23 protein-coding genes are annotated in these 20706 nt (G+C 71.2%); 15 read left to right on the forward strand and 8 right to left on the reverse strand.

All coding sequences use genetic code 11. From position 1 onward, the window contains the following. Nucleotides 1-5 precede the first annotated feature (5 nt). Complete coding sequence (locus FK268_RS04250) at nt 6-716, reverse strand: enoyl-CoA hydratase/isomerase family protein (protein WP_146431392.1); 711 nt, start codon at nt 714-716, stop codon at nt 6-8. 32 nt (nt 717-748) lie between these two features. Here FK268_RS04250 and FK268_RS04255 point away from each other — a divergent pair, with 32 nt between their 5' ends. Genes FK268_RS04255 through FK268_RS04265 form a run of 3 tightly spaced genes read left to right on the forward strand, consistent with a single transcriptional unit; the run spans nt 749 to nt 3767 of the window. Further along, on the forward strand, nt 749-1591 hold the full coding sequence (locus FK268_RS04255; RefSeq protein ID WP_231706903.1) for a purine-nucleoside phosphorylase: 843 nt from the start codon (nt 749-751) through the stop codon (nt 1589-1591). Beyond that, on the forward strand, nt 1588-3228 hold the full coding sequence (locus FK268_RS04260; RefSeq protein WP_146431394.1) for a phospho-sugar mutase: 1641 nt from the start codon (nt 1588-1590) through the stop codon (nt 3226-3228). The genes FK268_RS04255 and FK268_RS04260 overlap by 4 nt, the downstream gene beginning before the upstream one ends. After that, nucleotides 3225-3767 (forward strand): hypothetical protein, encoded by a 543-nt coding sequence (locus FK268_RS04265; protein WP_146431397.1) that lies wholly within the window; start codon nt 3225-3227, stop codon nt 3765-3767. Before FK268_RS04260 ends, FK268_RS04265 begins: the two co-directional genes overlap by 4 nt. Before the next feature lie 6 nt (nt 3768-3773). Here FK268_RS04265 and upp read toward each other — a convergent pair whose 3' ends face one another. After that, entirely contained in the window at nt 3774-4403 is a 630-nt protein-coding gene (gene upp / locus FK268_RS04270; protein WP_146431401.1) for a uracil phosphoribosyltransferase, read from the reverse strand. A 63-nt stretch (nt 4404-4466) separates the two neighbouring features. Between upp and FK268_RS04275 the strand changes: the two genes are divergently transcribed. The 3 genes from FK268_RS04275 to FK268_RS04285 all read left to right on the forward strand — a co-directional run bounded on the left by FK268_RS04275 (nt 4467) and on the right by FK268_RS04285 (nt 7312). Then, entirely contained in the window at nt 4467-4781 is a 315-nt protein-coding gene (locus FK268_RS04275; RefSeq protein WP_146431404.1) for an ESX-1 secretion-associated protein, read from the forward strand. Further along, entirely contained in the window at nt 4778-5956 is a 1179-nt protein-coding gene (locus FK268_RS04280) for a C40 family peptidase (RefSeq protein WP_146431407.1), read from the forward strand. Before FK268_RS04275 ends, FK268_RS04280 begins: the two co-directional genes overlap by 4 nt. Before the next feature lie 63 nt (nt 5957-6019). After that, nucleotides 6020-7312, forward strand: coding sequence for a SatS C-terminal domain-containing protein (locus FK268_RS04285; RefSeq protein ID WP_146431409.1), 1293 nt, complete (start codon nt 6020-6022; stop codon nt 7310-7312). 54 nt (nt 7313-7366) lie between these two features. Here FK268_RS04285 and FK268_RS04290 read toward each other — a convergent pair whose 3' ends face one another. The 3 genes from FK268_RS04290 to FK268_RS04300 are packed head-to-tail and all read right to left on the reverse strand — an operon-like array spanning nt 7367 to nt 10426. After that, a complete protein-coding gene (locus FK268_RS04290) occupies nt 7367-8485 on the reverse strand; it encodes an adenosine deaminase (RefSeq protein ID WP_146431411.1) in 1119 nt (372 codons plus the stop codon). A gap of 44 nt (nt 8486-8529) precedes the next feature. Beyond that, entirely contained in the window at nt 8530-9156 is a 627-nt protein-coding gene (locus FK268_RS04295; protein ID WP_146431413.1) for a response regulator transcription factor, read from the reverse strand. 10 nt (nt 9157-9166) lie between these two features. Then, nucleotides 9167-10426: a sensor histidine kinase gene (locus tag FK268_RS04300; protein ID WP_146431414.1), complete on the reverse strand. Its 1260-nt coding sequence runs from the start codon at nt 10424-10426 to the stop codon at nt 9167-9169. Between the two features lie 98 nt (nt 10427-10524). On the opposite strand from FK268_RS04300, the gene FK268_RS04305 reads away from it, so the two are divergent. Further along, the gene (locus FK268_RS04305) at nt 10525-11451 is read left to right on the forward strand and encodes a D-2-hydroxyacid dehydrogenase family protein (protein ID WP_146431416.1); all 927 of its coding nucleotides are present in this window, start codon (nt 10525-10527) and stop codon (nt 11449-11451) included. A 3-nt stretch (nt 11452-11454) separates the two neighbouring features. Here FK268_RS04305 and FK268_RS04310 read toward each other — a convergent pair whose 3' ends face one another. Together FK268_RS04310 and FK268_RS04315 are read right to left on the reverse strand one after the other, a co-directional pair. Next, the gene (locus FK268_RS04310; protein WP_146431418.1) at nt 11455-12759 is read right to left on the reverse strand and encodes a thymidine phosphorylase; all 1305 of its coding nucleotides are present in this window, start codon (nt 12757-12759) and stop codon (nt 11455-11457) included. Continuing rightward, the gene (locus FK268_RS04315; protein WP_146431419.1) at nt 12756-13157 is read right to left on the reverse strand and encodes a cytidine deaminase; all 402 of its coding nucleotides are present in this window, start codon (nt 13155-13157) and stop codon (nt 12756-12758) included. The genes FK268_RS04310 and FK268_RS04315 overlap by 4 nt, the downstream gene beginning before the upstream one ends. A 238-nt stretch (nt 13158-13395) precedes the next feature. Between FK268_RS04315 and sdhC the strand changes: the two genes are divergently transcribed. The 5 genes from sdhC (at nt 13396) to FK268_RS04340 (ending at nt 18067) form a co-directional block, all read left to right on the forward strand. After that, nucleotides 13396-13806, forward strand: coding sequence for a succinate dehydrogenase, cytochrome b556 subunit (gene sdhC / locus FK268_RS04320; protein WP_146431421.1), 411 nt, complete (start codon nt 13396-13398; stop codon nt 13804-13806). A 14-nt stretch (nt 13807-13820) separates the two neighbouring features. Beyond that, nucleotides 13821-14288: a succinate dehydrogenase hydrophobic membrane anchor subunit gene (locus tag FK268_RS04325; RefSeq protein ID WP_146431423.1), complete on the forward strand. Its 468-nt coding sequence runs from the start codon at nt 13821-13823 to the stop codon at nt 14286-14288. A gap of 25 nt (nt 14289-14313) precedes the next feature. After that, complete coding sequence (gene sdhA / locus FK268_RS04330; protein ID WP_146431425.1) at nt 14314-16065, forward strand: succinate dehydrogenase flavoprotein subunit; 1752 nt, start codon at nt 14314-14316, stop codon at nt 16063-16065. Beyond that, a complete protein-coding gene (locus FK268_RS04335) occupies nt 16065-16832 on the forward strand; it encodes a succinate dehydrogenase iron-sulfur subunit (protein WP_068528814.1) in 768 nt (255 codons plus the stop codon). Before sdhA ends, FK268_RS04335 begins: the two co-directional genes overlap by 1 nt. Nucleotides 16833-16909: 77 nt before the next feature. Next, nucleotides 16910-18067 carry an SGNH/GDSL hydrolase family protein gene (locus FK268_RS04340; RefSeq protein WP_146431427.1) on the forward strand — a complete coding sequence of 386 codons (1158 nt, stop codon included), beginning with the start codon at nt 16910-16912 and terminating at the stop codon, nt 18065-18067. Nucleotides 18068-18092: 25 nt separating this feature from the next. Here FK268_RS04340 and FK268_RS04345 read toward each other — a convergent pair whose 3' ends face one another. Next, on the reverse strand, nt 18093-18596 hold the full coding sequence (locus FK268_RS04345) for a carboxymuconolactone decarboxylase family protein (RefSeq protein WP_146431429.1): 504 nt from the start codon (nt 18594-18596) through the stop codon (nt 18093-18095). Nucleotides 18597-18681: 85 nt separating this feature from the next. Between FK268_RS04345 and FK268_RS04350 the strand changes: the two genes are divergently transcribed. From FK268_RS04350 to FK268_RS04360, 3 genes are all read left to right on the forward strand, one after another. Further along, nucleotides 18682-19146 (forward strand): MarR family winged helix-turn-helix transcriptional regulator, encoded by a 465-nt coding sequence (locus tag FK268_RS04350; RefSeq protein WP_146431431.1) that lies wholly within the window; start codon nt 18682-18684, stop codon nt 19144-19146. An 80-nt stretch (nt 19147-19226) separates the two neighbouring features. Continuing rightward, on the forward strand, nt 19227-19736 hold the full coding sequence (locus tag FK268_RS04355; RefSeq protein WP_146431433.1) for a toxin-antitoxin system HicB family antitoxin: 510 nt from the start codon (nt 19227-19229) through the stop codon (nt 19734-19736). A 97-nt stretch (nt 19737-19833) separates the two neighbouring features. Further along, complete coding sequence (locus FK268_RS04360) at nt 19834-20688, forward strand: DUF4097 family beta strand repeat-containing protein (protein WP_146431435.1); 855 nt, start codon at nt 19834-19836, stop codon at nt 20686-20688. Nucleotides 20689-20706 lie beyond the last annotated feature (18 nt).

Consider the following 20706-nt stretch of genomic DNA (forward strand, 5'->3'; position numbering starts at 1 on the left):
CACCGTCAGCCGAACTTGACTTCGGTCGTCGGAACGGCGAGGTCCGCGATGAGCGGCGCGTGCAGGTCGTTCTTGATCTTGTTCAGCGTGGGGCCGTCGGCGGCGGCGTTCGCCGCGGCCACGGCGGTCGCGGTGGGCAGCAGCTCCGCCTCGGAGACGGCCGATTGGACGATGCCCGCGGCGACGGCGTCCGCACCGCCGTAGCGGCGTCCGGTGGTCATCGCCTCGATGGCGGTCTGGTACGGCAGGCGCGACCGCAGCAGGCTGGCCATCCCCACGGTGAAGCCCATCTTGAGGCTGACCTCGGGCAGGCAGAAGAAGCCGCGGTCGTCGCGCATCACGGCGAAGTCGCACGAGAGCGCCAGCATCGCGCCGGCGCCGAAGGCGTGCCCGTTGATCGCGGCCACCGTCGTCATCGGGAAGGTCAGCAGGCGGCTGAAGACCGTGTGCACACGGTCCAGGTACGCGGGCAGCTCGCCGACGTTCGCCAGGATGTACATGACATCGAGGCCGTTCGAGAAGAACTTGCCGGTCGCGGTCACGACCAGTGCGGCGGGCGCGCCTGCCGCCTGCGCCTCGATCTCGTCGAGCCGAGCGTGCACGGCCTCGACCCAATCGGGCGAGAACCGGTTCTCCGGGTTGGTCTCCGAGAGTTCGACACCCTCATCGCCCAGGAAGAGTGTGAAGACGTCGTCGGTACGCGTGACGTAAGGCATGGGCATCACGATAGCGGCTAGCATCTGGGGCCATGGCGCAACTGCACGCGGCACGTGACTCCGGTATCGACGATCCCTCCGCTGCGGCCCGCGAGGGGGCCGCCGCGCTGACCACCGCGACGGGCGGTGACCCCTTCGACGTGGCGGTGGTGCTCGGCTCCGGCTGGGCGCCCGCGGCCGACGCACTCGTCGCGCGCGGTACCGCCGTCGGCTCGATCCCCATGGCCGATCTGCCCCACTTCGCCCCGCCCAGCGCGGCCGGACACAAGGGCACGGCGATCGCGGTGGCGGTCGGCGGCAAGCGGGTGCTGGTACTGCTGGGCCGCACTCACGCCTACGAGGGCCACGACCTCTCCCGCGTGGTGCATCCCGTGCGCACCGCCTGCGCGGCGGGCGCGCGCACGGTGATCCTCACCAACGCCGCGGGCGGCCTGCGCGAGGGCATGTCCGTCGGCGAGCCCGTGTTGATCGAGGACCACCTCAACCTCACGGCCCGCTCGCCGCTGGTCGGCGCGCAGTTCGTGAACCTCGTGGACGCCTACTCGCCGACACTGCGCGCGCTGGCGCAGAAGGTCGACCTCTCGCTGAAGGAGGGCGTCTACGCGGGACTACCCGGCCCGCACTACGAGACCCCGGCCGAGATCCGCATGCTCCGCACGCTCGGCGCCGACCTGGTCGGGATGTCGACGGTGCACGAGACCATCGCGGCCCGCGCGGAGGACGCAGCGGTGCTCGGGATCTCGCTCGTCACCAACCTCGCCGCGGGCATCACGGGCGAGCCCCTGAACCACGAGGAGGTCCTCGAAGCGGGGCGCGAGGCGGCCGCACGGATGGGCGGCCTCCTCGCCGACGTGATCGAGGCGATGGACGCATGAGCGCCGAGCTCTCGGCCGAGGCCCTCGCCTGGATCGAGGGCGACCCCGATCCGGCCACCCGCGCCGAACTCGGGGCCCTGAGCGGCGACGAACTCGCCGAGCGGTTCGCGGCGCCGCTCTCCTTCGGCACCGCCGGCCTGCGCGGCCCGGTGCGCGGCGGACCGTCGGGCATGAACGTGGCGGTGGTGACCCGCACGACGTGGGCGCTGGCCGAGTGGCTGAAGGGCAAGTGCCTGGGCGGCGGCACCGTGGTCGTGGGACGCGACGCGCGGCGCGGCTCCGAAGCCTTCTTCGCCGCGGCGACCGAGGTGCTCGCTGCGCAGGGGTTCGCAGTGGTGGCTCTGCCGGAGCCGGGGCCCACGCCGTGGGTGTCGTTCGCCACCAGGGCACTCGGCGCGGTCGCGGGCGTGCAGATCACCGCCTCGCACAATCCGCCCGCCGACAACGGCTACAAGGTCTACCTCGACGGCGGCGCCCAGCTGGTCTCGCCCGCCGACGCCGAGATCGAGAGGCTCATCGCCGCGGCACCCGCCGCCACGGCGATCGACAGGGCGACGGTGCCCGCCGATCCCCGCGCGAGCGAGGTGGTCGCGGCGTACCTGGACCGGGTCTCGTCGCTGCGCCCGGCACCGGCGGTGCCGGTGCGGATCGCGCTCACCCCGATGCACGGCGTCGGCGGGGAGGTCGCGGTGGAGGCCCTGCGCCGCAGCGGCTTCGACGACGTCCACGTGGTGGAACAGCAGTTCGCCCCGGATGGCGAGTTCCCGACGGTGACCTTCCCGAACCCCGAGGAGCCCGGCGCCTCCGACCTGTTGCTCGCGCTCGCGGAGAGCGTCGACGCCGATCTCGCCGTCGCCCTCGATCCGGACGCGGATCGGTGCGCCCTCGGTGCCCGCTTCCCCGACGGCTGGCGGATGCTCACCGGCGACGAGTCGGGCTCACTGCTCGGCGCTCACCTGCTCGACGAGCCGATCGCCGGACCGTCGAGCACCGCCGCGCCGTCGGACCCACTGGTCGCCACCACGATCGTCAGTTCGGAGCTGCTCGGCGCGATCGCGGAGGCCCGCGGGGCTCGCTACGCGCGCACCCTGACCGGCTTCAAGAACCTGGTACGCGCCGGCGACGGACTGGTCTTCGCCTACGAGGAGGCCCTCGGCCTCTGTGTCGACCCGTCGACGGTGCGCGACAAGGACGGGATCTCCGCGGCCGTCGTGGCCGCCGGCTACGCGGCCGCCCTGAAGGCGCAGGGGCGCGGCCTGCCCGACGCGCTGGACGAGCTGTACCGCCGGCACGGCGTGTACCTGACGAGCCAGTACGCACTCCGCGTCGACGACGTGGCCCGGATCTCCGCGATCATGACCGCACTCCGCACCTCCCCGCCCGATGAAGTTGCAAACACCGCCGTAGGCTGTGAGGATCTGCTCACGGCTCGCCCCGCGACGGACGCGCTGGTGTTCCGCGGCGACGGCGTCCGGGTCACCGTGCGGCCCTCGGGAACCGAGCCCAAGGCGAAGTTCTACCTGGAGGTGATCGAGCCCGTGACGGCCGAGAGCGACACCAGCAGTGCGCAGGCGCGCGGACGGCAGCGGCTCGCCGCGGTGACCGACACCGTGCGCGGGTGGGCGGCGCTCGGGTGACTGGACCCGCACGCCCGGCCGATCCCGCGCGGAACCGGGTCATCGCCGTGTCGGTGCTGGCCGGGGTGCTGATCGTGGTCGCCGCGGCCGTCGCTGCGACGGCGTACGTCAGCAACGAGACCCCGTCCGCACCGGCCCGGGCCGCCGCGACGTCACCGTCGGGTTCGTCCGCACCCGCCCCGGCCTCGTCGTCCGCGACGTCCGCATCGACGGTGCCGGCGCCGTCGATCCCCGGGACGGACGCACTGGGCTTCCTCGGCACCCAGGCGCGCTGCGCCGACGGCGACAGCGCGCGCATGATGGTCTTGACCGCCGCCTCGCAGGCGGTCGTCTGCGACCGTGGGGGCGCCCTGTACTACGCGGGCTGGCGCATCGACACCGGCACCGGGACGCGCATCGAGGGCGTCCTGCCGGCCGGCCCCGGCTGGGTCGCGCGGGCACCCGACGCCACGATCAACATCACGCCCGCCGGACTGGTGATCAGCGCGGCGAACGGCGAGTTCACCGAACCCGCGACGGGCTTCTGGGCAGCTCCCTGACCCGGATCAGGTCCAGCGCGGGCCGAACTGGCGATCGCCGGCGTCGCCCAGGCCGGGGCGGATGTAGGCGTTCTCGTCGAGTCCGCGGTCCACGGTGGCCGTGACCAGGCGGACCGGATGACCGCAGTCGGCGAGCGCCTGCACGCCCTGCGGTGCCGCGACCACGCACACCGCCGTCACGTCGGTGGCGCCGCGCTGCGCGAGGAGGCCGAGCGTCTCCACCATCGAACCGCCGGTGGCGAGCATGGGATCGAGCACGAACACGGGGCGGCCGGCGAGATCGGCGGGCAGCGACTGGAAGTAGGGCTCCGGCACGTGGGTCTCCTCGTTGCGGCCCATCCCGACGAAGCCCACCTGCGACTCGGGGAGCATCGCGTGCGCCTGGTCGACCATGCCCAGGCCGGCGCGGAGCACGGGCACCAGCAGCGGCGGCGCGGCGAGCGCGGCACCGTCGGTCTCCTCCAGCGGGGTGGTCACCTTCACAGCGGCGACCGCCGCCTCGCGCATGGCCTCGTAGACCAGCATCTGGGTGAGCTCCTTGAGCGCTGCGCGGAAGGAGGCGTTGTCGGTGGCCTCCGCGCGGAGCGCGGTGAGGCGGACGGCGGCCAGGGGGTGGTCGACCACGGTGATCTGCATGCCGCCAGCGTATCGGGAACCGTGCGCACCCCTGAGGCGTCCAATCAATGAGGGGGTATTGCGATGGAACCGTTTCACATGACGACGGGCGCGGTGACCGCGGCCGGGAGCGAGCTGGGATCGCTGGCGACGGCCGTCTCCGCCGCCACGGGGGCGGGCGCGGTCTCGGCGGCGGCACTCACGCCGGTCCTCGGAGTCGTCGGCGGCGACTATCTCGCGGAACTGCTGGGGGCCGTCACGGCGGCCGATGCCGAGGTCGCGCGGCTGGCGGCGTTCTACGCATCGGCGTCGGTGAGCGCCGTCCGGACGGTGGCCTCGGCCGTCGCCGCCGACGCGGGTGGCGCGGGGGCGCTGCTCGGGCTGCTGGGCGCGCCGTGAGCGGCATCGTCACGGCGCTGGCGGCGCCGCTGCGCGCCCTGCTCGACGCGTTCGGTTCCGGCGATCTCACAACTGCGGGGGTCGACGCCGCGATCCGCGCCATCGAGACGGAACTGGCGCGGGTGAGCGCACAGACGGGGACGACCGCGGTCACCGTCAGCCGGGAGTGGACCGGGATCGATGCCACCACGGCGCAGGCCACGCTCGGCGACGGCGGCACCGCGGCGGGCGCGCTGTCGCAGCACACCGGCGCGATCCGCCAGTCGGTCACGGCGGCGGCCGACGTGGTGAGCCGTGGCCGCACGCGGCTGCAGGCCGTGCTCGATTCGTTCGTGAGCAAGGCCGAGGCGGCGGACCCGTCGCTCCTGAACCCCACGGGGCTGATCGCGGTGCTGACGCTCGCGGCGGATCACCTGCAACAGGCCCTCGACGTGCTGCGCACCGTGCGCGAGGAGCTCGACGGCGAGACCGGCACCGTCTCCGGACTCGCGGAGAGCACCCCGAGCGCGCCGGGCACCGTCGACGGCGGCGCGGCCACCACGCCCGCATCGACCACCGCCGCGGCCACGCCGACCGCGACGTCCCCGAGCGGTGCGGGCACCGGGTCCGGATCCGGCTCCGCTGGCGGCGGTTCCTCGCCGATCGGCGCTCTCACCTCCGCCCTCACCGGGAGCGGGAACCGCACCGGCTCCGGCAAGGGCGGCGGAAAGGGCTCGGGCGCGCAGACGGCGTCCGCCTCGCGCCGGTTCGGCAGGACGACGGTCACCGCCGACGGCAAAGGCGGCTACGACGTGCGCCTCCCCGACGGCACCGTCGTGAAGGCGCCCAACGCGAGGGCCGCCGCCGCGGTGCAGGCCGCGCTCACGCAACTGGGCGTGCCCTACGCGTGGGGCGGAACGACACCAGGTGTCGGGCTCGACTGCAGCGGATTCACCCAGTGGGCGTACCGGCAGGCGGGCATCGAACTGCCGCGCCTCGCCGACCAGCAGGCGGTGGGTGCGGCCGTCTCCGCGTCGGATCTGCGCCCCGGCGATCTGGCGGTGTGGAGCGGACACGTCGCCATGGTGATCGGCGACGGGAGAATGATCGAGGCGGGCGATCCGGTGCAGATATCCGCGGTGCGCACCGACAACATCGGGCAGCAGTTCCACGGCTTCTTCCGCCCCACCGGCTGAGCCCCTCGACGGTGACATCCTCCAGCCGACGCGGAGGCGGCCCGGTGCACTACGCTGGGCGCCATGGCGTCTGACATCGTCCCGATCGAACTCGGCCTCACCGACGGCCCGGTGTACACCCTCTGGGCACCGCGCTGGCGTGACGGGGAGGACGAATGGGAGGCCTTCCTGGGCCTCGACGAGGACCTGTACGGCTTCTCCTCGGTCGCCGAGCTGGTGGCCTTCGCCCGCAGCGGCAAGGCGAACGACCTCGACGATCACCCGGCCTGGGAGGCCCTGACCACCCTGCCCGCCGAGGCCTTCGTCCCGCGCGACGACCGCCGATTCGACCTGATCTCGGTGCCCGAACTGGCGGCCGAGGAGCCCACGCCCGAGGTGATCGCCGAGCTCGAGGACACCCTTGAGATCGTGAGCCTGATCGGCGAGGTCTGCGAGCTGATCGACGTCACCAAGTTCTTCAACGGCAACCCCGTGCTCGGCACCGTCCGGATCGGCACTCGCAACTTCGAGGGTCGCGAGGGCGCGGAGATGTGGCACAAGGTGGGCCAGATCATCAGCCGCAAGTGGGACGACGTGGTCGACGCTATCGAGGGTGTCGTCAGCACCCCCGAGGTCGACGCGGCGGCCACCGCCACCGCGCAGGAGGAGCTGACCGCGGCCGCCGAGCGGGCGGCCGCACTCGCCGTCGACGACGACGACGAGCTCGACACCGACCTCGACGACCTGGACGACGACCTCGACACCGACGACGAGGCGGACGACGCGGACGAGGACGCCGCCGAGGACGACGAGGAGTTCGAGGAGGACGACTCCTTCTGGGGGCAGGTCGGGATCGACCCCATCAAGATCATCACCTCCACCGGCGAGTACTACACGCTGCGCTGCTACCTCGACGACAACCCAGTCTTCCTGGGCCGCAAGGGCAAGATCTTCGTCTTCGACTCCGAGGGCGCCCTGGCGCGCTACCTCGCGGACGACGACGACACGGACCTGTCGTCCGTCTCCACCTACGACGAGGTGCGCGTGGCCGCGACCGACGGCTCGCTGGAGATCGACGTCTACGACGACAACGTCTACGTGCTGCCGGGGATCGGCGAGGACATCGCCGACGGTCCGCGGCGCATCGACCGCGACCAGCTGGACCTCGCGGTGGAACTGCTGCTCGATTCCGCCGATTTCGCCGGTGACGGGTCGGTGCGCGACGCGCTGCGTCCCACCACCCCGCTGGGCTTCTTCGTCTCCTACGCGCTCGATCCGCAGCCGCGGCGCCTGGCACCGTCGGGCCCGTTCGACAACGAGGCCGAGGCGTGGCGGGCCCTCGAGCACGATTTCGAGGACCGGCTCACCTCCAAGTAGCCCCGCACCCCGCGGCACACCGGCCGCGGGGTACCGGGGGCTGGACGCCGGGCGTCACCCGATGAGCACCGCGAAGCCCGGTTTGATCACGTCGTCGATGATCGCGAGCCGCTCGTCGAAGGGCAGGAACGCCGACTTCATGGCGTTGATCGTGAAGCGCTGCAGATCGCTCCAGCCGTAGCCGAAGGTCTCGACCAGCTTGAGCATCTCCGCGCTCATCGTGGTGTCGCTCATCAGGCGGTTGTCGGTGTTCACCGTGACACGGAAACGCAACTGCGCCAACAGGTTGAACGGATGCTCCTCCAGCGAGGCCACCGCACCCGTCTGGACGTTGGAGCTCGGGCACATCTCGAGCGGGATCCGCGCGTCCCGCACCCGGGCGGCCACCCGGCCCAGCTGCGCACCGGAGAAGTCCGTGGAGCCCGGCTCGACGCCCGTGATGTCGTCGACGATCCGCACGCCGTGGCCGAGCCGGTCGCAGCCGCAGAAGGCCAGCGCCTCGTGGATCGACGGCAGGCCGAAGGCCTCGCCCGCGTGAATGGTGAAGGGCGCCGAGTGATCCCGCATGTACTCGAAGGCGTCGAGGTGGCGGCTGGGCGGGAAGCCCGCCTCCGCGCCGGCGATGTCGAAACCGACGGCGCCGCGGTCGCGCCAGCGCACGGTGAGCTCCGCGATCTCCCGTGAGCGGGCCGCGTGCCGCATGGCGGTCACCAGGCATCGCACCACGATCGGCCGGCCGGCGGTACGCGCCGCGGACTCGCCCGCGGCGAAGCCCTCGAGCACCGCCTCCATCACCTCGTCGAGCGACAGTCCCCGCTCCGTGTGCTGCTCGGGCGCGAACCGCACCTCGGCGTAGACCACACCGTCGGCCGCCAGGTCCTCAGCGCACTCGCGGGCCACCCGCGACAGCGCTGCGGGCGTCTGCATCACCCCGACGGTGTGCTCGAAGGTCTCCAGGTACTTCACGAGCGAACCCGAATCGGCCGCGTCCCGGAACCACGCCGCCAGCTCGGGTTCGGTCGAAGCGGGCAGTGCGTCGTACCCCGTCTCGGCGGCGAGCTCGAGGACGGTCGCGGGCCGCAGCCCACCGTCGAGGTGATCGTGCAGCAGCACCTTGGGGGCGCGGCGCAGGGCGTGGATGTCGATGGGGGTCGGGCCGAGGGGATTCGCCATAGGCTCAACGTACCGGCTACCGGTGCGTAGCACCGCCGACGCGGCTACCGCTCCGTGAGATAGGTGAGGATGGCGCGGACGCGCCGGTTGCCCTCCTCCGGCGGCAGGTCCAGCTTGGCGAAGATGTTCGCCACGTGCTTGGCGACCGCGGCGTCCGAGACCACCAGTGCCGCCGCGATCTCGGTGTTGCTCCGGCCCTCCGCCATCAGCGCGAGCACCTCGCCCTCGCGGGGAGTCAGGCGGTCGAGCACCGTCGGGGTGAACATCTTCGAGACCACCTCCGGATCGACCACCACTCCCCCGCCGGCCACGGTGTCGAGGGCGCGCAGGAAGTCGTCCACCCGACCGACCCGCTCCTTGAGCAGGTAGCCGACGCCGCCGCCCGACTCCAGCAGCCGACGCGCGTACGCGGCGGCGACGTACTGCGACAGCACCAGCACCGGCAGGTCCGCGCGGCCGGCGCGCAGTTCCAGCGCCGCCCGCAGCCCGTCGTCGCCGTGTCCGGGCGGCATCCGCACGTCCGTCACCACCAGGTCGACGCTCGCGGGATCCACGGTGCGCAGGGCATCGGCATCGGCGAGCAGACCGACCACCTCGTGGCCGGCCCGCTCGACGATCCGCTGCAGCCCCTCGGCCAGCAGCACCGAGTCTTCGGCGATCACGATCCGCATCGTTCGCAGACTACGACACCGCCTTCGCCCAGTAGAGCGTGGTGGGTCCTCCGGGCGGGCTGAGGATCGTGAGCGTCGCGCCGATCGCCTCGGCCCGCTCGACGAGGCCCGCGAGCCCGGTGCCGCGCGCCGGGTCGGCGCCGCCGGCACCGTCGTCCATGACGGTCATGGAGACCCCGAGCACGCCCGCCGCGAAGGTGATCCAGACCTGCCCCGCCCCACCGTGCTTGATCGCATTGGTGACAGCCTCGCTGGCGGTGTAGTACATGGCCTGCTCGATGTCGGCGGGCAGACGCCGGCCGGGCTCCCAGCCCTCGCCGGCGGTCACGTCCACCCGGATAGCGCCGCCGAGCTCGGCGCACGCGGCCTCGACCCCGGCATCGTCGAGCACCTGCGGGTGCACACCGCGCACGGTGTCCCGGAGGCCGGCCATGGCCCGCTCGAGCCGTGCCTGCGCCTCGACGACCTGGGCGCGCACCGCATCGTCGGTCTCCGTGGACAGGCTCTGCTGCAGCTCGCCGAGCTGCAGCGAGAGGCTCGCCAGATCCTGCTGCGGCCCGTCGTGCAGATCGCGCTCGATACGGCGGCGCTCCCCCTCGAAGGAGTGCACCAGCACGCCGCGCGAGGCCTCCAGTGTGCTGACCCGACGACGCAGTTCCTCCTCCGTGGGGCCGAGCAGCAGCCGCGCGCCCGCGGCCTGCATCACCGAGACGGCGTAGGTCACGTACAGGGCGACGGCGCAGAGCACCGCGCCGAGGGCGCCGAAGAAGGCCTCGCTGACGATGCCCCGCACCGCGACGCCCATGACGTTCACGTCGTCGGAGACGAAGGGCGCGACGAGCAGCCCGACACCGACGATCCAGCCGAACACCGCGCCCATGAAGACGACGGGCGTGAGGACCGCCAGGATCAGGGAGTACGCCACCTCGCGCCACGTGGCGCGCTCGCCGAGGCGCGCCCCCGCGCGGGTCGAGAGGTCACCGGAGACGGGCGGATGTGGGTCGCCGATCGCCGGCGCGCCGAGCCAGGCGACGCGGCGTCGTTCCAGCTTCGCCAGCGCGAAGGACCATGCCGGCGCGAAGGGCAGCAGCACCACCATCGCGTAGAGGAAGAACACGGCCCACCCGAGGACCATCGACACGGCGAAGTACGCCAGGGCGCGCCACGGCGCGGAGGTCGTGAGGAAGTGCAGGGGCTCGCGCAGTGGCGCGGCCAGGGCGCCGCTCTCGCGCTCGCGCTGCGCCGGGGACGGGGTCACGGTTTCGATCATGCCGTAGACGCTAGGTCCGCGACGGCGACCAGTCGCTGGTCCCAGCGGGAGAATCGGCGGTGGTGCCAGCACTACCCCGGGCCACTAGCGTGGACGGCATGCGCATCGCGATCCTCGACGACTACCAGGACGTCTCCCGCCGGTTCGGCGACTTCTCCGGGCTCGACGTCACCGTCTTCACCGAGCCGCTCACCGATGTCGCGACGCAGCTCGCGGACTTCGACGGGGTGATCGCGATGCGCGAGCGCACCCGGTTCCCCGCGGAGGTGCTGCGCTCCCTGCCCCGCCTGCGGCTCCTGGTGTCGACGGGGCGCCGCAATGCGGCGATCGACGTCGCCGCAGCATCCGAATTGGGGATCACCGTGTGCCACACGGGGTACCGGCCCGCCGCGGCTGCGGAACACACGTGGGCGCTGATCCTGGCGGCGCTGCGGCACGTCCCGGAGGAGGACGCGAACATCCGCGCCGGCCGGTGGCAGAGCACCGTCGGGAAGGAACTGCACGAGAGCACCATCGGCATCGTCGGGCTCGGCGGGCTCGGCCGGCGGGTCGCCCGGGTCGCGACCGCCTTCCGCGCCGAGGTGATCGCGTGGTCGAGCAACATCGACGCCGACCGCGCGGCGGAGGTGGGCGCCACCGTCGTGAGCAAGGAGGAACTGTTCGACCGTGCCGACGTGGTCACGATCCACTACGTGCTCTCGGAGCGCTCACGCGGCATCGTCGGCGCCGCGGACATCGCGCGGATGAAACCCGGCGCGCTCTTGGTGAACACGTCGCGCGCAGGCGTTCTCGACACCCCCGCCGCCGCCGAGGCCGCCCGTCGCGGCGACATCCGCCTCGCCCTCGACGTCTTCGACTCCGAGCCGCTGGCCACGGACGACCCGCTGCGGGACCTGCCGAACTCGGTGCTCACGGGCCACGTCGGCTACGTCACCGAGCAGCAGTACCGGATCTTCTACGCCGACGCGGCCGAGGACGTCCGCGCCTACCTCGCGGGCGCCCCCGTCCGCGTCATGAATCCCTGACCGTCACCCCTCGGCGGTCACCCGGTCGAGGACGAGCGAGCCGCGCGGCGCCGCGGACTCGCCGATGACGGCGGCGCCCTCGAGTGCGGCGACGGCACCGTCGAACTTCTCCGGAGTATCAGTGTGCAGGGTGAACAGCGGCTCGCCCGCCGTCACGGTGTCACCGACGGTCGCGTGCCAGGTGACGCCGGCCCCGGCCTGCACGGGCTCGCCCTGCCGCTCGCGGCCCGCGCCGAGACGCCACGCGGCGATGCCCACGCCCATGGCATCCAGTTCGGTGAGCACGCCGGAGGCGGGCGCCGCGACGGTGCGGGTGTGCTGCGCGACGGGCAGCGGCGCATCGGGATCGCCGCCCTGGGCCGCGATCATCGCCCTCCAGCTGTCCATGGCCCGCCCGTTCGCGAGATGCTCGGCGGGGTCGGCGTCGACGCCCGCGAGAGCGAGCATCTCCCTCGCCAGCGCGAGCGTCAGCTCCACCACGTCCGACGGTCCGCCGCCCGCCAGCACCTCGAGCGACTCGGCGACCTCGAGGCCGTTGCCGGCGGTGCGGCCGAGCGGGGTGGACATGTCGGTGAGCAGAGCGACGGTGTTCACGCCCGAGTCGTGACCGAGCGCGACCATGGTCTCCGCGAGCTCGCGCGCCTGCTCCGCGGTCTTCATGAAGGCGCCCTTGCCCACCTTGACGTCGAGCACCAGCGACGCGGTGCCCTCGGCGATCTTCTTGCTCATGATCGAGCTGGCGATCAGAGGGATGGCCTCGACGGTGCTGGTCACATCGCGCAGGGCGTAGAGCTTCTTGTCGGCGGGCGCGAGGCCCGAGCCGGCGGCGCAGATCACGCCACCGACCTTCTCCAGCTGGTCGAACATCTGCTCGTTGGTCAGGTCGGCGCGCCAGCCTTCGATGGCCTCGAGCTTGTCGAGGGTGCCGCCGGTGTGGCCGAGGCCGCGGCCCGAGAGCTGCGGCACCGCGACGCCGTAGGACGCGACGAGCGGGGTCAGCGGCAGGGTGATCTTGTCGCCGACGCCACCGGTGGAGTGCTTGTCGGTGGTGGCCAGGGCGCGGCCGTCGCGACGGAGCCCGGAGAAGTCCATCCGCTCACCGCTGGCGATCATGGCGGCGGTCCAGCGGGCGATCTCCCGGCGGTCCATGCCGTTGAGGAAGATCGCCATCGCGAGCGCGGACATCTGATAGTCGGCGACCTCGCCGGTGGTGAACCTGTCGATCACCCAGTCGATCTGGCCGTCGGACAGGGCCTTTCCGTCGCGCTTGGTCGCGATCACGGAGACTGCGTCGAAGACCTCGGTCATCGGGTCACCTCGTTCATGTCGTCGGGCCCGAAGGCATCGGGCAGCAGGCGGCTCAGCGGCATCGGGCCGGATCTGTGGTCTACCAGGAGATCGCCGCCGCCGTGCTCGTACAGCAGTTGCCGGCAGCGCCCGCAGGGCAGCAGGACATCGCCGTTGGCGTTGGTGCACGTGAAGGCGAGCAGGCGCCCACCGCCCGTGGAATGGAGGGCGCTCACGAGCCCGCATTCTGCACAGAGGGTCAAGCCGTATGAGACATTCTCCACATTGCAACCGGACACCACGCGTCCGTCGTCGGTGAGCGCTGCCGCCCCCACGGGGTACTTCGAATAGGGGGCGTAGGCCCGCCCCATGGCGTCGACGGCGGTGCGCCGCAATGCCTCCCAGTCGATATCGGGCAAGGCCGATCACTCCTTTCCGGAGGCTTGTTGATTCCGAATCAATTTCGGTCAGGCATACCTAACTAAATCTGTTCGGCCCCAATGGATCGGGACCGTGGTTTCGATTCCACATTCCGGTGGGTTTAAGGTCAAGGCGTGGGTTCAGGTATACGTCGCGATCGACGCCGGCGCGAGGGCTCAGCCTTCTCGTCGATCGATGTCGGCCGTATCCAAGAAACGATGTCGAAGGCAGGACTCGATGAGCAGTAGTACCGAGGTGGCGGCCGCCGAGGAGCCGCGCCGCGTCTCCCTCTACAAGGGCGATCCGGGCATGTTGAACTGGGTGCTGCACCGCATCAGCGGCGTCACCATCTTCTTCTTCCTGTTCGTCCACGTCCTCGACACCGCGGTGATCCGCATCGATCCCGAGGCGTACGACGCGATCATCAAGACGTACAAGACGCCGATCATCGGTCTGCTCGAGATCGGCCTCGTGATGGCCATCCTGTTCCACGCCCTCAACGGCGTCCGCGTGATCCTCGTGGACTTCTGGAGCAAGGGCGTGCAGTACCAGAAGGCGATGTCGATCGCGGTCTGGACGGTCTTCCTCATCACCGGCGCCGGCATGGCTGCGCGCCTGCTCTACATCATGATCTCGCACGCAGGCTGAGGGGGACGAACAACATGACCACTGCGAACGAACCCAAGCTGGCCAAGACGCTGCTCAAGCAGTACGACCGCCCCGCCTCGCTCGACAACCCGCGCTCGCCGCACCGTCCGGCGTCCGGCAACTTCGAGAAGTACGCCTGGCTGTTCATGCGTTTCTCGGGCGTCGCCCTCCTCGTGCTCGTCTTCGGGCACGTCTTCATCATGCTCGCGCTGGACAGCCAGGGCGTGCACCGGATCAGCGCCGCCTTCGTCGCGCAGCGCTGGGCCAGCCCCTTCTGGCAGATCTGGGACATCACGATGCTGTGGCTCGCGCAGCTGCACGGCGGCAACGGCCTGCGCGTGATCATCGACGACTACGCCCGCAAGGACCGCACCCGGTTCTGGCTCAAGACCCTGCTCGTGCTGTCGATGATCCTCGTGGTCGGCCTCGGCTCGTACGCGCTCCTCTCGTTCGATCCGGCATCCGTGCCCACCGCCAAGTAACGGCCAGGAAGGACTCACCCGCATCATGCAGGAACATCGTTACGACGTGGTGATCATCGGCGCCGGCGGCGCCGGTATGCGCGCGGCCATCGAGGCCGGGCCGCGTGCCCGCACCGCGGTGCTCACCAAGCTCTACCCCACGCGTTCGCACACCGGCGCGGCGCAGGGCGGCATGTGCGCCTCCCTGGCCAACGTCGAGGAGGACAACTGGGAGTGGCACACCTTCGACACGGTCAAGGGCGGCGACTACATCGTCGACCAGGACGCCGCGGAGATCATGGCCAAGGAGGCCATCGACGCGGTGCTCGACCTCGAGAAGATGGGCCTGCCCTTCAACCGCACCCCCGAGGGCAAGATCGATCAGCGCCGCTTCGGCGGCCACACCCGCGACCACGGCAAGGCGCCCGTGCGCCGCGCCTGCTACGCCGCGGACCGCACCGGTCACATGATCCTGCAGACGCTGTACCAGAACTGCGTCAAGCACGACGTGGAGTTCTTCAACGAGTTCTACGTGCTCGACATCGCCCTGACCGAGACCGAGGACGGGCCCGTGGCCACCGGAGCCGTGGCCTACGAGCTCGCGACCGGCGAGATCCACGTCTTCCACGCCAAGGCGATCATCTTCGCCACCGGCGGCTCGGGCCGCATGTACAAGACCACCTCCAACGCCCACACCCTCACCGGTGACGGCATGGGCATCGTCTTCCGCAAGGGCCTGCCCCTGGAGGACATGGAGTTCCACCAGTTCCACCCGACGGGCCTCGCGGGCCTGGGCATCCTCATCACCGAGGGCGTCCGCGGCGAGGGCGGCATCCTCCGCAACGTCGACGGCGAGCGCTTCATGGAGCGTTACGCGCCCACCATCAAGGACCTCGCGCCGCGCGACATCGTCGCCCGCTCGATGGTGCTCGAGGTGCTGGAGGGCCGCGGCGCCGGCCCGAACAAGGACTACGTGCTCCTGGATGTCACGCACATCCCCGAGGAGACACTGATGGCGAAGCTGCCGGACATCATGGAGTTCTCGCGCACCTACCTCGGCGTCGATCCCGTCACCGAGCTCGTGCCCGTGTACCCGACGTGCCACTACGTCATGGGCGGCATCCCCACCAACATCCACGGTGAGGTGCTGCGCGACAACGAGCACGTCGTCCCCGGCCTGTACGCCGCGGGCGAGTGCGCCTGCGTCTCGGTGCACGGCGCCAACCGCCTGGGCACCAACTCGCTGCTGGACATCAACGTCTTCGGCCGCCGCTCCGGCATCGCCGCCGCGGAGTACGCCAAGACGCACGATTTCGTGCCGCTGCCGGAGAACCCGGCGGAGATGGTGGAGAACTGGGTCGCTGCGATGCTCAGCGATCACGGCAACGAGAACGTGATGGCCATCCGCACCGAGCTGCAGCAGACGATGGACAACAACGCCGCCGTCTTCCGCACCGAGAAGACCCTCACCCAGGCTCTCGAGGACGTCCGCGCCCTCAAGAAGCGCTACGAGCACGTCACCGTCACCGACAAGGGCAAGCGCTTCAACAGCGACCTGCTCGAGGCGATCGAGCTCGGCTTCCTGCTCGAGCTGGCCGAGGTCACCGTCGTCGGCGCCCTCAACCGCAAGGAGACCCGCGGCGGCCACGCCCGCGAGGACTACCCGAACCGGGACGACGACAACTTCATGGTGCACACCATGGCGTACAAGGAGGGCGAGGGCCTGGAGTCCGGGATCCGTCTCGACACCAAGCCCGTCGTGCAGACCCGCTACGAGCCGATGGAGCGTAAGTACTGATGACCGCCGCAGTTGACACCCCCGCGTCCGTGCAGCCGCCGGTTCCCCCCGGCTCCACGATGGTCACGATCAAGGTCTACCGGTTCAACCCGGAGGATCCCGACGCGGCCGGTTGGCAGAGCTACCGCGTCCCCGCGCTCCCCTCGGACCGGTTCCTGAACCTGCTCCTGTACATCAAGGGCTACCTCGACGGCACCCTGACCTTCCGTCGCTCGTGCGCCCACGGCGTGTGCGGCTCGGACGCCATGCGCATCAACGGCGTCAACCGCCTCGCCTGCAAGATGCTGATGAAGGACTTCCTGCAGGAGGGCAAGGACATCACCATCACCGTCGAGCCCATCCGCGGCCTGCCCGTGGAGAAGGACCTCGTCGTGGACATGGAGCCCTTCTTCGACGCCTTCCGCGCCGTGAAGCCCTTCCTGATGACCTCGGGCAACGAGCCGACCCGCGAGCGCATCCAGTCCCCCACGGACCGTGAGCGCTTCGACGACACCACCAAGTGCATCCTCTGCGCCTGCTGCACCACCAGCTGCCCGGTGTACTGGATGGACGGCTCGTACTTCGGTCCCGCGGCCATCGTGAACGCGCACCGCTTCATCTTCGACAGCCGCGACGAGGGCGCCGCCGAGCGCCTCGAGATCCTCAACGGCGTCGACGGCGTGTGGCGCTGCCGCACCACCTTCAACTGCACCGACGCGTGCCCCCGCGGCATCCAGGTGACGAAGGCCATCCAGGAGGTCAAGCGCGCCCTCCTGTTCAGCCGCTAGAAGCTTTACTGCAGCCCGGAACGCCCCGGACCTCAGCCGAGGTCCGGGGCGTTCCTTCATCCGAGGAGAGGCCGCCCGTGGAACTGCTCGACACCCCGATCGACGCGACCCTGCTGCGCGGGCATCTGGACCTCGAGCGGACGGCGCGCGGCCACCTCCCCCACCGGCTTCCCGCCGCGGCCCGTCGCCGCATCCCGGACGCGCGGCTCGCCTCCGCCGAAGCGCAGCCGTCGGGGGTGCGCCTCGTTCTCCGGACGGCCGCCACTGTCATCGAGCTCGAGACGCTGCCGACCAAACGCGCGTACGCGGGCCTTCCCGCGCTGCCCGACGGTGCCTACGACCTCGTCATCGACGGCCTCCCCGCCGGGCGCACGACGGTGCCGGAGGGCAACGTCGACACCGTCGTCGACATGGTCACGCAGGAGGCGGAGTTCACCGCGGGGCCCACGGGCGTCGCGCGCTTCGACGACCTGGCCCCGGGCGAGAAGGACGTCGAGATCTGGCTGCCGCACAACGAGGTCACGGAGCTCATCGCGCTGCGGACGAACGCCCCGGTGGTGCCGCAGCCGTCGCGCGGGCGCCGCTGGCTGCACCACGGCAGTTCGATCAGCCACGGCTCCGGCGCCACGCACCCGACGGGCACGTGGCCCGCGATCGCGGCGCGCACGAGCGGCGTCGACCTCGTGAACCTGGGCTTCGGCGGCAGCGCCCTGCTGGATCCGTTCGTCGCCCGTGCCATCCGCGACGCCGCCGCCGACCTGATCAGCCTCAAGATCGGCATCAACCTCGCGAACGGCGACGTGATGCGCCTGCGCGCCTTCACGCCGGCGGTCCACGGCGCCCTCGACACGATCCGCGACGGGCATCCCAGCACGCCGCTGCTCGTGGTCTCGCCCATCCTGTGCCCGATCCAGGAGCACACGCCCGGCCCGGTCATGCCCGTCCCGGCCGACGGCGGCGGCGTGCGGTTCGAGGCCACCGGCGACCCCGCAGAGGTCCGCGCCGGGAAGCTGACGCTGACGGTCATCCGGGACGAGCTCGCCCGGATCGTCGCGGACCGGTCCGGTGAGGATCCGAACCTGCACCTGCTCGACGGACGCGCCCTGTACGGCCCGGACGACAACGCACGCCTACCACTGCCCGACGGGCTGCACCCCGATGCCGCCACGCACCAGCTGATCGGCACCCGCTTCGGAGACCTCGTCTTCACGTCCGGCGGCCCGTTCGCGCAGTAGCCGGATTCGACGGCCCCCGGGCCGATCAGGCACCGACGAGGCGGTTCGCGAAGGTCGAGGCGGTGTAGACACCCACCCCGAAGACGATGTCCAGCGCGTCGCGGCGGGTGAAGCCCGCGTCCAGGAACTCCTGCAGTTCGGCGTCGCCCACCCGCCCGGCACCGCCGAACAGCCGGCCCACGAAGGCGATCGCCGCCGCGACGGCGGGGTCGCGTGGCGGCGTGCCCGCGTCGAGGTCCTGTGCGACGTCCGCACGGCCGATCCGGGACAGCTCGCCGGTATGGATCCGCACGCAGGTCTCGCAGCCGTTGCGGTGTGCCACCGCGAGGATCACCGCCTCCCGCACCTCCGGAGGCAGCGATGTCGCCTCGAACGCCGCACTCGCCGCGCGGAATCCGTTGAGCAGGGTCGGCGACTCCGCCTGGATCGCGGCTGCCCGGGGAACGCCTCCGAATTTCGCACGGATCGCCGCGAGCGCCTCCCGGGACTCGGGCGGCGCGGTCTCGACCGTGTGCACCGTGAACGCCATGCGCACACCTCCTTCATTAGACAACCAGATTGACTACTTTCGCCACGATACAGTCAACCGGGTTGACCGAACAAGAGGAGGACCGATGTCGAGGCCCGGATACGAATTACCAGTCCTCCTCCTGGCCGGCTTCCGTGAGTCGGTCGACGAGGCGCACCGCATCCTGGCCGAGCGGGGATACCCCGAGGCCCGTCCGCGGGACGGTTTCGCGATGCAGGCGATCGGCGCGGGCTCGACCGCCGGCGAGATCGCCACCGCCCTCGGGGTGACCAAGCAGGCCGCCGCCAAGACCATCGCACGCCTCGTCGACCTCGATTACGCCGCCGTCGAACCGGATCCGGACGACGGCCGGCGTCGGCTCGTCACCCCGACCGAGCACGGACGAGCGATGCTGCGCGCCAGCGCGGAGGCCTTTCAGGCCGTTCGCGACGCCTGGGCCGTCCGGATCGGACCCGATCGACTCGACACCATGCTGGACGATCTGAACACACTCGCCGCACGCTCCACGCGGCTCGACACCCTCAGCGCCCTCGCCGACGATCGCGCGTGACCTGCGGCGACACACCATTTCCCACCGGCGCGCACCTCGCGATATTGACGTGACACCACGATGGTGTCATAGTTGACGTCATGGACATCACGCCCTTCGTCACCGACCTCCAACGCCAGCTGATCACGGCCGCCGAGCGCGATTTCGTCGACGCCGGCGACAACGGGGTCGACGATGCCCGAGCCACCGCCGAGCGGCTGGCCGCCACCCTCGACGCCACCACCCGGCTGGTGCTGCTGGACGCCCTGTCCGCCGCGACCGCCGAGATCACCCGTGATCTGGTGCCCGGCTCCGTCGACCTGCGCCTGCGAGGCCGCGACGTGGAGTTCGTCGTCGCCGCGGCCCGTGCCGAGCCGGACGACGAGCCCTCCTCCCCCGGCGTCGATTTCGACGACACCAGCACCTCGCGCACCACGCTGCGCCTGCCCGATGCGCTCAAGTCCCAGGTCGACGAAGCCGCGGCGGCCGAGGGCGTCTCCGTGAACACCTGGCTGGTCCGGGCCGTCGCCGCCGCCCTCGCCCCGCGCAAGCGGCGAACCGCGCAGCGGGCGCTCCGCACCGGCGACGACTTCGCCGGCTGGGCGCGCTGACCGCCTCCGCCCCACTCGTACACCACAACCGAATACCCGCCGAAACCCCGCGACCCCGCGGGGTCGGCCGGCCACACCCTGACGAAAGGCCCTTCTCATGCCCGCCTTCCCCACCCCCGAGCCCATCGACCTGGCCATCAACCTGCAGGTCGGCGACATCGAGGTGATCGCCACCGATCGCACGGACACCGTCGTCACCGTCGCCCCCAGTTCCCCGAACAAGGCGGCGGACGTCCGCGGCGCGGAGGCCACCCGGGTCGAGTTCGACGGCACTCGGCTCACCGTGATCGGCCCCAAGCCGAAGTTCGGCCTCCTGAGCCTGATCGGGGCGACGGAGTCGGTGGACGTCACCGTCGAGCTGCCCACCGGATCCCGGTTCACGGCCGAGTGCACCGTCGGCGGCGTCCGCACCGAGGGCCGCCTCGGTGCCACCCGGATCAAGGCGACGACGGGCACCGTCGAGCTCGATACGACGGGCGACGTCTGGCTGCGCGCCGGGCACGGCAACGCCACCGTCGGCGACATCGGCGGTTCCGCCGAGATCACGGCCGACCACGGGCAGATCCGCGTCTCGACGATCGCGGGCGACGCCCGGCTCAAAGCCTCCTACGGCAGCATCCGCATCGGCGAGACGCACGGCGGCGTCGAGGCGAACCTCTCCTACGGCGACCTCGACATCGACCGCGCCACCGGGTCCGTCGCGGCCAGGTCCGCCTACGGAGCCATCAGCCTGAACGAGGTCTCCGCCGGCGTCATCGACATCGAGAGCAGCTACGGCAGGCTCACAGTCGGTGTGGCGGAGGATGTTCCGGCCTGGCTCGACCTGTCCTCCAAGGAGGGCCGCGTCCGCAACCACCTCGAAGAGAGCCTCCCCGATCCCACCATCGGCGACCACGTCGCCGTCCGCGCCCGGGCCAAGTTCGGCGACATCGAGATCCGGCGCGCCCGCTGAGCGCGCTCCACGATCAGG

This window comes from Tsukamurella sputi (assembly GCF_007858445.1).
In the GTDB taxonomy this organism is placed as follows: domain Bacteria; phylum Actinomycetota; class Actinomycetes; order Mycobacteriales; family Mycobacteriaceae; genus Tsukamurella; species Tsukamurella sputi.